This window comes from Xylophilus sp. GW821-FHT01B05, assembly GCA_038961845.1.
GTDB lineage: Bacteria > Pseudomonadota > Gammaproteobacteria > Burkholderiales > Burkholderiaceae_C > Xylophilus.
In genome coordinates this window covers 362,945-374,424 of the sequence record CP152408.1, presented here as the reverse complement: position 1 = coordinate 374,424, position 11,480 = coordinate 362,945, and the positions used below count along the sequence as shown (strand labels likewise).

Below are 11,480 nucleotides of genomic sequence, written 5' to 3'. Positions count from 1 at the left end.
TGGCTCATATTTTCTAGGCGAACGCAAACGGCCCTTCAAACGCGCCTATGTAGCTGGTGTGGCTCAGCATGCCCTGCGCCGGGTCCCACAGGTGCAGCATGCAGGCCGGCGGCCCCAGGTAGGAGGCGGGCTGCGCACCGGGCGCCAGCCGCAGCGCGATCTCGGTGGTGGTGCTGGGGCAGGCGCACACCACGCTGCCGGCCCAGCGCCGCAGCATGGGCCGGTGCACGTGGCCGCACAGCACCAGTTCGACGTTGCCAAAGCCGCGCAGCACGCGCTCCAGCGCCGCCGCCTCGAAGTAGCGGTAGCTGTCCATATAGGGAATGCCGCTGACAAAGGGCGGGTGGTGCAGCATCACCACGGTCGGCTTGCCCGGGTCGGCCGCCAGCGTGGCCTGCAGCCAGTCCAGGCCGGCCGCATCGATATGGCCGTGGTGCTTGCCCGGCACGCAAGAGTCCAGGCCGATGATGCGCACCGGGTAGCTATCCACGCAGTAGTGCAGCGGGCCGGCCGCCGGCAGGTAGGCGTGGTCGGCAAAGGCGGTGCGAAAGGCTTCGCGCTCGTCGTGGTTGCCGGGGATCACCAGATAGGGAATGTCCAGCCCGGCCAGCAGCGTACGCACCATGGCGTATTCCGCGGCGTCGCCCATGTCCACCAGGTCACCCGTGAGCAGCACCAGGTCCGGCCGGCGATCGAGCTGGTACAGGTGCGCTATCGCCTCCTGGAACATGCGGTTGGAATCGACCACGCCCTGGTAGAGCTGGCCCGCGGGGCGCACGTGCATGTCGGAGAGCTGGGCAATGAGCATGGGGGCATCCAGAGTGGGCCAATGGCGCAGCATGAATCATTCCAGCGATGGCGCACACTGGCGCCATGCCGTCCCCAAGCACCCCGCTGATCGTCGTCTTCGATGCCCAATGCCTGCTGTGCAGCCGCTGGGTGCAGTTTCTGCTGCGCCACGACCGCCGTGGCCTGCTGCGCTTTGCCTCGATGCAAGGCGCCACCGGCCGCCAACTGCTGCTGGACGCGGGCCTGCAGCCCGACGCGCTGGAAACCCTGCTGCTGGTAACCCCGGGCCGCGTCTGGCGCTACACCGGCGCGCTGCTGCGCATCCTGCATGCATTGGGCTGGCCCTGGCGCCTGGCCTGGGCCGTGTGGATCGTGCCCGCGCCCTGGCGCGACGCCGCCTACCGCTGGATGGCGCGCCACCGCTACCGCCTGTTTGGCCGCAGCGAGCAGTGCCTGCTGCCGCCGGCGGGCACGGCGGGTCGGTTCCTGGATTGAGGCCAGGGCATTGGGGCAATGGGCCACACCTAGAGAAAACGCTGGAGCCCAATGACCGCCAGCGGCAGGGCGAAACCCGCCACAAGCGTCTGCGCGGCGGTGATCCCGGCCATGAGTGGCGCATCACCACCCAATTGCCGAGCCATGATGTAGGAGGAAGAGGCCGTCGGCAGCGCCTGGAAGATCAGCGCTGCAATGGCGGCCGGCCCACTGAGCCCGAAAGCCAGGCACGCGACGGTGGTGGCCACGGGCATGAAGCCGAACTTGATGAGCGACGAAATGCACAAGGGTCGAATCCAGGTGCCGGCGGCGGAAAAGCTCAGCGCGGCGCCAACGCAGACCAGGCCCAGCGGCAGCGAGGCCTGCCCCAGCGACTTGATGACCGGGTCGACGGCGGAGGGCAGCGGCAGCCCCGTCAAATGGAACAACACGCCGAGCACGCATGCCACCACCAGCGGGTTCAGCATCAGCTGCTTGAGGATGTTCCTGGCGGATATTCGTCCAAGAGCGCCATACCTCGCGAACACCAGAACGCACAGGACATTCACGGTCGGCACGATGACCGCATTTGCCAAGGCCGCAAGTGCTACGCCATTCGCGCCCAACAGCGCGGCGGCGGCAGAAACACCGACATAGTTATTGAACCTGATGCTGCCCTGGAAGATGGAAGTGAAGGCGGCATCACTGCCTTTCACCAGAGGGCGCACCAGGAACAACGCCAGCGCCACCCCAACGGTGGAGAAGAAAAGCACACAGCCCATGTCCCAGATCGGAACGCTGTCAAATCGCGCGACAGCCAAACCATAGAAGAACAGGCAGGGCAGCAAGACGTAATAGCTCAGGCGCTCCGCCTGCCCCCAGAAGGCCTCTGCCAGAAGATGGGTGCGCCTGAGCACGGCTCCCACCGCGATGAGCAGTGCGATGGGAATCAGTGCGGCGATGAAGGTAGCGGTCATTTCATGGACTCGAGTTGGCTAGGCTGGATGGGTTTTCGGCTCGGGCCATCGGCGGCGGCAGACCTGCTGCGAACAACCGGGCCAGCAGCGCCTGGTACGCCAGGAGCTCGGAGATCTCGATGAACTCATCGGCCGTATGCGCCTGCTCGATATTTCCCGGTCCGCATACAACGGTGGGAATTCCCCCGCCTTGGTACAGCCCGCCCTCGGTGGTAAATGCCACGTGGTCGCCCGTGCTTGCCCCAGCGGACTGGAGCAGTGCCTCCAGAGCCTGCGTCCCGGCCGTAGGCATCAGCGCGGGCACATCGGTCTTGATCTGGACGGTAATGCTCGACTCCTTATCCTTGGCCCGCATCGAGTCCTGGATGGCGCTGGCCGCTGCCAGTACCGGCGTCATGATCTCGTCAGGGTCGGCCGCCGGCAGATAGCGGATATCGAAATCCAGCTCTGCCTTCTCGGGAATCACGTTTGCGGCAAACCCGCTATGAAATCTGCAGACCGCCATCGTCGAATACGGCACATAAAAACCGGCATCCTGGTATTGCCGAATGCTCTGCGCCTGGGCCTTGATAGCCACGGCCATTTCTGCTGCAGCTTCAGCGGCGTTGACGCCAAGGCCGGCCAGTGAGGAGTGGGCGGCCCTGCCTTGAACCAGGCACCGAAGCCCCCGGCGGCCCTTGTGGGCGCGCACCACCTTCATGGAGGTCGGTTCTCCAACGATGCAGAACGCCGGCTGAATATCGTGCCTTGCCAAGTCCGCCAGCAGATCGCGGACACCAAGGCAGCCGATCTCCTCGTCGTAGGTAAATGCCAGGTGGAGAGGCATGCCCAGCTGGCGAAGGTCTGCGCTTTTCACCGCTGCCAGCACGCAGGCGATGAAGCCCTTCATGTCACAGACACCACGCCCGTAGGCGCGCCCATCGGCTTGGCTCAACGCAAAAGCCGGTCGTGACCAGTCCTGGCCCTGTACCGGCACGACGTCGGTGTGCCCGGAAAGCAGAAGCCCGCCAGACAGGCCGCCGAAACTGGCGAAGAGATTTCCCCTCTGCCCGTCTGCGCTCAGCGTGCGACGGAAACCAAAACCCAGGGGTTCCAGGTGCGCCTCGATATACGAGAGGAGCGCCAGATTGCTGTCGCCGCCAGAGGTGGTTCTGAACGCGACGAGGTCGCCCAGAATACCCAGCAGCGGCGTGTCTTCGGCAAGCGGAGCCATTGCTTCAGGCCTCCAAAGAGATGTTGCCGGCCTTGGCGACCTTCTTCCATTTTTCGAGCTCTGCTCGAATCTGGTCTCTGAATTCCTTTGGGGTATTGCCTGAAGGAACAGCGCCAAGTTCCTTTATTCGGGCCTCGACATTGGGGTCTCTCAAGGCATAGACCAGGCCTTCGTGGAGCTGGGCGACTCGGCTTTGGGCCACTCCGGGAGGCGCGACAAGGCCGAACCACGCAGGGTCATTCAGATCGTGAATCCCGACTTCATCGAAGGTCGGCGTTTCCGGGCTTTGGGAAAGCCGCCCCTTCCACGCCACCGCAAGCGGGTAAAGGCGGCCGCTTCTGATCTGGGGAAGGGAGGCGGGGAAGTTGTCGCAAAGCATATCGACGACACCGCCCATGACGTCCTGCAATGCCGGGCCCGCACCTCTATAGGGCACGTGCCGCAGATTGGCCTTGGTGGATTGGCGAAAGAGTTCCCCCATCATGTGCCCCAAGGAGCCGACGCCTGGCGAGGCATATGTCAGGCCGCCCTCGGTCGAGTTGGCCAGCTTCACAAACTCGGCAACGCTCTTCGCATGAATGCCGGAATTCACCGAGACCACATTCGGCACCATCGCGATATTGCCGATCTGTGCAAAGCCGGCAACCGGGTCATAGGGTGGCTTCTCCGACACGGCGGGCTGAATCCCGTGGGTGCTGACCGTCGCAACGCCCAGAGTGAAGCCATCCGGCTCAGCCCTGGATACGAGGACTGCTCCCACCTTCCCACCGGCGCCGGCCCGGTTGTCAACGATGACGGGCTGCTTCAGAAATTCGGAGAGTTTGGGCGCGATCAAGCGCGGGATCAGGTCACCCGATCCACCAGTGGCAAAAGGCACGATGATGCGGACGACCTTGTCCTGCGCGCGCACATAGGCGGGCGCCCCCATTGCTCCGGCAGCGGCGGCGGATATGAATTTACGACGGTCCATGGCTTCCCCTTGGTGATGACACTAGACGCCTGGCGAGCAGGCACATGCCTCTTCGGATGGGGTGCGGCCCATTGCTTGGGCCGCTTATATTTTTCTGTGTGCGACTGGCAGCCGGCTCATCTGCCAGGCAGGCGGCAATCAGCAGAGGCTCTCGAGTGCGGACTTCATTCGGTCACTGGCGACCTTGAGGTTCTTGTCCGAGGTGGCGTAGGAAAGGCGAACAAAGCCCGGCATACCAAAACCAGAGCCGGGCACGAGCGCCACCCCCTTGTCCAGGAGATAGGACGCCAACGCCACATCGTCGGCAATGATTTCTCCGTCGGTGGTGCGACGGCCAATGAAGCTGCGCACGTCGGGGAAAAGATAGAAGGCGCCTTCGGGCTTGGGGGTCTTCAGTCCCGCGATGTTCGAGAATTCGCCAAGCAGGTAGTCGCGGCGAGCTTCGAAGATCGCGCGCCGGCGATGGACTTCATCCTGTGGGCCGGTCAGGGCGGCAACGGCGGCGGCTTGCGAGATCGACGATGTGTGCGAGTTGATCTGCATCTGCAGCTTGGTCATCGCCTCGATCAAGGGGCGGGGCCCGCAGGCATAGCCGACACGCCAGCCCGTCATCGAGTAGGCCTTGGACACGCCATTGATGGTCAGGATCCGGCCCGCGAGGTCTGGCGCCACCTGGGCCAGCGTCACGAATGGGCGGCCGTCATAGACGATGTGCTCGTAGATGTCGTCGACCATGATCAGAAAATCCTGGTGCTTGCTTCGGCGAATGACCTGCGCGAACTCCAGCAGGGCCTCCTTGGTATAGGCCGTACCGCTGGGATTGCTGGGCGAGTTGAGGACAAGCCACTTGCTGGCCTTGGTGATTGCAGCAGCCAGGGCTTCCGGCGCCAGTGCGTAGCCGTCTTCCGGCTTGGTCATGATGGGCCGCAGAGTCCCCCCATTCATCTCCACGATGTCACCATACGAGGCCCAGTAAGGGGCCGGGATAAGGACTTCGTCACCAGGATTGAGCGTGGCGAGAAAGGCCTGGTAGATCACCTGCTTGCCGCCACAGCCCACCGAGATGTCGGCGACCGAACAGGCGATTTCGTTGTCCTTGGCGAACTTGGCGACGATGGCCTGCCGCAAGGCAACGGAGCCATTGATGGGCGTGTAGCGAGTCTCGCCGTCAGCGATGGCCCTGGCGGCCGCCTCGCCGATGTGATCGGGCGTCGGGAAGTCAGGCTCGCCCAGCGTCATGTCGATGACATGCTGCCCCGCCGTCACGGCTTGGCGGGTACGTTCAGCCATCACTTGGATCGGTGAGGCCCGGAGGGTGGAGATGACGCTGGAGAACATGACGGCTGCCTATGAGTTCAGCAAATTCTAGGATTCATGTTCTTCACATAAAATTGAATTTGAATTCAACCCCCGTTGGTCGATCCATGAAGCAAGCTCACCTGGTCACGCCCACGCCAACGCTGAGGCAGCTTGAGTTGTTCCTGTCTTTGGCGGGGTCCACCGGCATTGCAAGCGCGGGGGCCAAGGTCGGCATGACGCCGTCGGCTACCAGCCATGCCCTGCGCGCGCTCGAAGACTCATTGGGCGCGGCGCTGCTGGACCGAAGCGCTACGGGCGTCGGCCTGTCACATGCAGGGCAGCAAATCCTGCCCCATGTCAGGGACCTGTTTGCCGCCCTGGAGCTCATCAAGGCGACGGCAGGCGCCAGTGCTGGCCTCAAGACGGGGCAGTTGAAGCTGGGTTCCTTCGGGCTCAGCTCATCGCTGAGGCTGCTGCCGCCCATTCTTTCGCGGTTCAGGGATAAGTACCCCGGTATTGACGTTCGGGTCTTTGAGAAGCCCGACTCTGAAATTGAGCAAGACCTGATTGAACGCAAGCTCGAAATCGGGGTAGTCACGCTCCCACGGCCCAACTTCGACACGCTGCCGCTGATGAATGACCAGCTTGTCGCGGTACTGCCGGAACACCATCCTTTGGCAAGCGGGGCAACGGTCAACCTGCGAGACCTTGCCGCCTGCCCATTCATCTTGACGAGTGCCGGCTCTCAAAGCCTTATTGCCCGCATGTTTGCAAAGGCAGACTTGACGCCCAGGATCACGCATGAGCTTTCACAGCTTCTATCGATCCTCGATTTCGTCTCCAGAGGTGAAGGCGTCTCGGTGATCGCCGAACTGGCGCTGCCGGAACACTACCCGGGCGTGGTCTATCGGAACCTGAGCCCCGGCAGTTCCCGCCGCATTGGTTTCGCATGCCTCAATGAAGACCGCCTATCGCCCGTGGCCTCCGCCTTCTGGCGCATGGTCAAGACAAGGCGGCACAGGTAACTCACAGAGTGCCGGGGGCTACGGGTGGCGGGCCGCAGGCATGCCCGCGCGGGACTCCGCATGCTCCAGCAGCGCCTCGACCATGCGCCGCACCGTCGGCTGCACGCGCGCGGCCACCTCGGGCAGGTAGTCAAAAGGCAGCGCCTCTTGCATATAGCTGCACTGGGTCATCTCCAACTGCACCGCGTGCACGCCCTGCCCCGGCTGGCCGTAGTGGCGGGTGATGTAGCCGCCGGTGAAGCGGCCGTTGAGTACTGCGCTGTGCCCAGGCGCACTGCGGGCGATTTCCAGGATGCGCTCGGCCAGCGCCGGCTCGCAGCTGCTGCCTTTGCCGGTGCCAATGTTGAGGTCGGTCAGCTTGCCTTCGAAGAAGCGCGGCAGCACCGAGCGGATCGAATGCGCGTCCCACAGCGCGGCCACGCCGTGCTGCGCACGCTGGCGCGCCAACTCGGCGGCCAATTGGGCGTGGTAAGGCTGCCAGAGGGCTTCGCGCCGCGCTGCAATCTCGGCATCGCCGGGCTGGTCGGCCGGGTCGGCGTAGACCGGCGTGTCGTCGAAGGTATCGACCGGGCACAGGCCGGTGACGCTCTGGCCCGGGTACAGGCTGGCGCCGTCGGGTGGGCGGTTCATGTCGATCACGTAGCGCGAGTGCGTGGCCACCAGCACCGAGGCGCCAATGGCGTCGGCAAAGTCATAGAGCCGCTCCATGTGCCAGTCGGTGTCGGGCACCTGGCGCGCCTCTGCCGTGAAACGCGCGGCCAGCGCCGGCGGCACGTAGGTGCCGGCGTGCGGCATGGAGATCAACAGTGGGCGCGTGCCCTGGCGAAAGCGAAAGGCTGGCTCGGTGGTAGTGAAAGTCATGGGTTCATTCCTGGAGAAGTGCTTGCCGCGCCGCAACAAAGCCGGCTACGGCCGCGTCCTGCAGCAGATGCCGGCCGCCCGTCACGCGCGGCTGGCCGGCCACCCAGACGCCGTCGATGGCGCTGCTGCGGTGGCTGGCAAAAACATGGGCCGAGAGCATATCGGCTGCAGTGGGCAGGCCCTGCAGCGCACGGTGCCGGGCATCGAGCACGACGAAGTCGGCCTGCTGCCCCACGGCCAGCCCGGCCACAGGCCGCGCCGCAGCCTGCGCGCCGCCCTGTACGGCCGCCAGCGTGAGCGCGGTGGCCACCTGCGGCTGGGCCCCGTCAGCGCCTATGCTGCGCTGGCGCGTGGCCAGGCGCTGGCCGTATTCCAGCAGCAGCAGCTCTTCGGCCGCGTTGACGCAGGCGTGGCTGTCAGACCCCACCCCCCAGGCGCCGCCATGGCCGCGCCAGCGTGTGAAGTCAAAGATGCCGTCGCCCAGGTTGGCCTCGGTGCTGGGGCACAGGCCGGCCACGGCGCCGCTGCGGGCGGCGCGCGCATATTCATTCGCGTCCATGTGGGTGGCGTGCACCAGGCACCAGCGCGCGTCCACCGCCGCGTGGTCCAGCAACCAAGCCACAGGGCGCTGGCCGCTCCAGGTGACGCAGTCGTCCACCTCTTGCGTCTGCTCGGCAATGTGGATGTGGATGGGTGCGGTGGCGTCGAGCGCATCCAGGCCCGCCAGCGCCTCACCCAATGCATCGGGCGGCACCGCGCGCAGCGAGTGCGGCGCCAGGCCCAGGCGCGCGCCTTGCGCTGCGCAGTCTGGCCGCAGGGCTTCGAGCAGGCGCAGCATGGAATCGGTGGAGCGGATAAATCGCCGCTGCCCCTCATGCGGCGGCTTGGCGCCAAAGCCGCTGGTCTGGTAGAGCACCGGCAGCAGCGTGATGCCAATGCCCGTGGCCTGCGCCGCGCGCAGCAGCGCCCGGCTCAGCGCGGCGTCGTCGGCATAGGGCCGGCCGTCGCGGTCGTGGTGCACGTACTGGAATTCGCAGACGCTGGTGTAGCCCGCCTCCAGCATCTCGGCGTAGAGGCCGGTGGCAATCGCCTCCATGGCCTCTGGCCCCAGCCGCGCGGCAAAGCGGTACATCAGCGTGCGCCAGCTCCAGAAGCTGTCCTGCTCGGCGGCGCGGTATTCGGTCAGGCCGGCAAAGGCACGCTGGAAGGCATGCGAATGCAGATTGGGCATGCCCGACAGCAGCGGGCCTTTGGCCACCGCCGTGCCGGCTGGCGCCTGCGCACCGGCCTGCACCTGCGTGAGCTGGCCGGCATCGTTCCATGCCAGCAGCACGTTCCTGGCCCAGCCCTCGGGCAACAGCGCGTCGGCGGCAAAAAGTGTGCGGGTCATGCGGCGGCTCCCACGGCAATACGGCCCTGGCGCACGACGGCGTGCACGGGCTGTTGGCCAAACCAATAGGCCAGCTCAGCCGCTTCGCGCACCTTCCACAGCACGAAGTTGGCGGGCATGCCAACTACGATCGCACCATGCGTGTCCTGCAGGCCCAGCGCGCGCGCCGCATGCACGGTGACGCCCGCCAGCGCCTCGGGCACCGTCAGGCGGAACAGCGTGCAGGCCATGTTCACCATCAGCAGCAGGCTCAGCGCCGGCGAGGTGCCGGGGTTGTGGTCGGTCGACACCGCCATGGGCACGCCCGCGGCGCGCAGCGCGGCTATGGGCGGCAGATGCGTATCGCGCAGCGTGTAGTAGGCGCCGGGCAGCAGCACGGCCACGGTGCCCGCCTGGCGCATGGCCGCGATGCCCTCGGCCGACAGGTGCTCTATGTGGTCGCACGACAGCGCGCCGTAGCGCGCGGCCAGCGCGGCGCCGCCCATGTCCGATAGCTGCTCGGCGTGCAGCTTCACCGGCAGGCCCAGCGCCTTGGCGGCCTGGAACACCTGCTCGGTCTCCGCCAGCGAAAAGGCGATGCATTCGCAAAACACATCGACCGCATCCACCAGCCCCTCGACCGCCAGGGCCGGCAGCATATGCTCGCACACCAGGTTGATGTAATCGCCGCTACGGCCCGCGTATTCGGGCGGCAATGCATGCGCGCCGAGAAAGGTGGTGCGCACTGTCACGCCATAGTCCTCACCCAGCCGCCGCGCCACGCGCAACTGCTTGCGCTCATGCTCCAACGCGAGACCATAGCCCGACTTGATCTCGATGGCGCACACGCCATCGGCCAGCAGTTGCTCAAGCCGCGGCGCGGCCTGGGCGTAGAGCGCGTCTTCGTCCGCTTCGCGCGTGGCGCGCACGGAGGAGACGATGCCGCCACCGGCCCTCGCCACTTCCTCGTAGCTAGCGCCCGCAAGCCGCATCGCAAACTCATTGGCGCGCTGGCCGCCGTAGACCAGATGGGTGTGGCAATCGACCAGGCCGGGCGTGACGAGCGCGCCGCCACCGTCGTGCAGCGCGAGGCCAGCAAACTCGGCGGGCAATGCGCTGCGCACTCCAACCCAGCGGATCAATCCTTGTGCCACCACGATGGCGGCGTCCACCTCGGCATCGCTTGCCAGGCGCAGGCCGGTCCAGAGGCCATCGGCGGAGGGGTATTTGCTCGCGGGTCTCATCATTTCTCTTTCTGCGCTTAGGCCGGCATGACGCGAACCGCCACCAGCCGCGCGTCTTCACGATCCGGCACGGCCTGCCATGCATGCGCCGCGTCGGTCCAGTACAGGCCCCGGCCTGCACGGCAAGGCTCTTCGTTCAATTGCCATTCGCCGCGCAGCGCCAGCAACACGCCATGCGGCGCGGGTGCCATGGCCGCTGCGCGGTCCAGCACCTGTACATCGGCGCGCCATTGTCCGCGGCGCGTCATCACATTGAAGTCGCTCGACGCTCCGCCCAGCAAGGTGCAGTCGATGGCCTCGTCACCGCTGAAGGAAAAAGGCTGATGCGGCGCATCAAGTAGATGGTCAATGCGCCCGTCGTGCGTGAAGAGCCGCACGCCGTCGCCCTCCAACAGCATGATGCTGCGGTCCACGCCCGCAAACACCGAGAACGGCCCAGCCGCCGCGATGGTGGCAATGCTCACGCGCCAGCCAGAACCATCAAGCGCTACGCTCTGCGGCCAACTGGCGATCTCTTGCGTGGTGCCGCCGCCGTTCTTCCAGGGAGTGACAGGGAGCGAGGTACGGGAGAAGCGCTGCACCTGGGTCATCGCATCAGCCCACCTTGCCGCAGCTTCTGCTCGAAGTGCCGCAGGACCAGCGTCATGGTCCCCGTCAACACGAAGTACACGAGTGCAATGGCCAGGTACACCTCCAGCGACCGGTACGACACGCTGATGATCTTTTGCCCCTCGTGCATCACGTCATGAATGGTCAAGAGTGACACCAGCGCCGAGTTCTTGATGAGCGCGATGAACTCGTTGCCCAGCGGCGGGATCATGCGCACCACCGCCTGTGGCAGCACGATCTGGCGCATGGCCACGCCAGGCGTCATGCCCAGCGATTGCGCCGCCATGGTCTGGCCCTTGTCGATCGACTGGATCGCGCCGCGCACGATCTCCGACACATAGGCGCCCGAGTACACACCCAGCCCCAGCACGCCGCACAAAAACGCCGGCAGCAGGATGCCGAAGTGCGGCAGCCCAAAGAACAGAATGAACAGCTGCACCAGCAGCGGCGTGCCGCGAATGGCCGCCACGTAGGCAGTGCACACGCCGTAGATCCAGCGCCGCTTGGGGTTCAGCCGGCCGATGCCGACCAGCAGGCCCAGCACGCAACCGAGGGCGAGCGCGCAGGCGGTGATCTCCACCGTGACCAGCGCGCCGCGCAGCAGGTCGGGCCAGCCTTGCCAGACTGGTGAGAAATCTAAATCCATGGCG

The 11,480-nt window shown here is 65.6% G+C and carries 12 protein-coding genes; 2 read left to right on the top strand and 10 right to left on the bottom strand.

The window, feature by feature from the left end; genetic code table 11:
• Nucleotides 1–13: 13 nt before the first annotated feature.
• Complete coding sequence (locus tag AAFF27_01760; GenBank protein ID XAH23937.1) at nt 14–808, bottom strand: phosphodiesterase; 795 nt, start codon at nt 806–808, stop codon at nt 14–16.
• Between the two features lie 86 nt (nt 809–894).
• Here AAFF27_01760 and AAFF27_01755 point away from each other — a divergent pair, with 86 nt between their 5' ends.
• Entirely contained in the window at nt 895–1,284 is a 390-nt protein-coding gene (locus tag AAFF27_01755; GenBank protein XAH26362.1) for a thiol-disulfide oxidoreductase DCC family protein, read from the top strand.
• A 29-nt stretch (nt 1,285–1,313) separates the two neighbouring features.
• On the opposite strand, the gene AAFF27_01750 is transcribed toward AAFF27_01755, so the two are convergent.
• From AAFF27_01750 to AAFF27_01735, 4 genes are all read right to left on the bottom strand, one after another.
• Nucleotides 1,314–2,240: an AEC family transporter gene (locus AAFF27_01750; protein ID XAH23936.1), complete on the bottom strand. Its 927-nt coding sequence runs from the start codon at nt 2,238–2,240 to the stop codon at nt 1,314–1,316.
• Nucleotide 2,241: 1 nt separating this feature from the next.
• Complete coding sequence (argE, locus tag AAFF27_01745) at nt 2,242–3,453, bottom strand: acetylornithine deacetylase (GenBank protein XAH23935.1); 1,212 nt, start codon at nt 3,451–3,453, stop codon at nt 2,242–2,244.
• Nucleotides 3,454–3,457: 4 nt separating this feature from the next.
• The gene (locus AAFF27_01740) at nt 3,458–4,423 is read right to left on the bottom strand and encodes a tripartite tricarboxylate transporter substrate-binding protein (GenBank protein XAH23934.1); all 966 of its coding nucleotides are present in this window, start codon (nt 4,421–4,423) and stop codon (nt 3,458–3,460) included.
• Between the two features lie 138 nt (nt 4,424–4,561).
• Nucleotides 4,562–5,761 carry a pyridoxal phosphate-dependent aminotransferase gene (locus AAFF27_01735; protein XAH23933.1) on the bottom strand — a complete coding sequence of 400 codons (1,200 nt, stop codon included), beginning with the start codon at nt 5,759–5,761 and terminating at the stop codon, nt 4,562–4,564.
• A gap of 86 nt (nt 5,762–5,847) precedes the next feature.
• On the opposite strand from AAFF27_01735, the gene AAFF27_01730 reads away from it, so the two are divergent.
• Nucleotides 5,848–6,747, top strand: a complete 900-nt coding sequence (locus tag AAFF27_01730; protein XAH23932.1) for a LysR family transcriptional regulator — start codon at nt 5,848–5,850, stop codon at nt 6,745–6,747.
• Between the two features lie 18 nt (nt 6,748–6,765).
• On the opposite strand, the gene hutG is transcribed toward AAFF27_01730, so the two are convergent.
• Genes hutG through AAFF27_01705 form a run of 5 tightly spaced genes read right to left on the bottom strand, consistent with a single transcriptional unit; the run spans nt 6,766 to nt 11,476 of the window.
• The gene (gene hutG, locus AAFF27_01725) at nt 6,766–7,608 is read right to left on the bottom strand and encodes an N-formylglutamate deformylase (protein XAH23931.1); all 843 of its coding nucleotides are present in this window, start codon (nt 7,606–7,608) and stop codon (nt 6,766–6,768) included.
• A 4-nt stretch (nt 7,609–7,612) separates the two neighbouring features.
• A complete protein-coding gene (locus AAFF27_01720) occupies nt 7,613–8,998 on the bottom strand; it encodes a formimidoylglutamate deiminase (GenBank protein XAH23930.1) in 1,386 nt (461 codons plus the stop codon).
• Nucleotides 8,995–10,221: an imidazolonepropionase gene (gene hutI, locus AAFF27_01715; protein ID XAH23929.1), complete on the bottom strand. Its 1,227-nt coding sequence runs from the start codon at nt 10,219–10,221 to the stop codon at nt 8,995–8,997. Before hutI ends, AAFF27_01720 begins: the two co-directional genes overlap by 4 nt.
• A 17-nt stretch (nt 10,222–10,238) precedes the next feature.
• Nucleotides 10,239–10,811 carry a HutD family protein gene (locus tag AAFF27_01710; GenBank protein XAH23928.1) on the bottom strand — a complete coding sequence of 191 codons (573 nt, stop codon included), beginning with the start codon at nt 10,809–10,811 and terminating at the stop codon, nt 10,239–10,241.
• A complete protein-coding gene (locus tag AAFF27_01705) occupies nt 10,808–11,476 on the bottom strand; it encodes an amino acid ABC transporter permease (protein ID XAH23927.1) in 669 nt (222 codons plus the stop codon). Before AAFF27_01705 ends, AAFF27_01710 begins: the two co-directional genes overlap by 4 nt.
• Between the last annotated feature and the right edge of the window lie 4 nt (nt 11,477–11,480).

Bases quoted from the DNA above. Each gene is read 5' to 3' on its own strand.
- AAFF27_01760 (XAH23937.1), bottom strand. From the start codon at position 808: ATGCTCATTGCCCAGCTCTCCGACATGCACGTGCGCCCCGCGGGCCAG.
- AAFF27_01750 (XAH23936.1), bottom strand. From the start codon at position 2,240: ATGACCGCTACCTTCATCGCCGCACTGATTCCCATCGCACTGCTCATC.
- argE (XAH23935.1), bottom strand. From the start codon at position 3,453: ATGGCTCCGCTTGCCGAAGACACGCCGCTGCTGGGTATTCTGGGCGAC.
- AAFF27_01740 (XAH23934.1), bottom strand. From the start codon at position 4,423: ATGGACCGTCGTAAATTCATATCCGCCGCCGCTGCCGGAGCAATGGGG.
- AAFF27_01735 (XAH23933.1), bottom strand. From the start codon at position 5,761: ATGTTCTCCAGCGTCATCTCCACCCTCCGGGCCTCACCGATCCAAGTG.
- AAFF27_01730 (XAH23932.1), top strand. From the start codon at position 5,848: ATGAAGCAAGCTCACCTGGTCACGCCCACGCCAACGCTGAGGCAGCTT.
- hutG (XAH23931.1), bottom strand. From the start codon at position 7,608: ATGACTTTCACTACCACCGAGCCAGCCTTTCGCTTTCGCCAGGGCACG.
- AAFF27_01720 (XAH23930.1), bottom strand. From the start codon at position 8,998: ATGACCCGCACACTTTTTGCCGCCGACGCGCTGTTGCCCGAGGGCTGG.
- hutI (XAH23929.1), bottom strand. From the start codon at position 10,221: ATGAGACCCGCGAGCAAATACCCCTCCGCCGATGGCCTCTGGACCGGC.
- AAFF27_01710 (XAH23928.1), bottom strand. From the start codon at position 10,811: ATGACCCAGGTGCAGCGCTTCTCCCGTACCTCGCTCCCTGTCACTCCC.
- AAFF27_01705 (XAH23927.1), bottom strand. From the start codon at position 11,476: ATGGATTTAGATTTCTCACCAGTCTGGCAAGGCTGGCCCGACCTGCTG.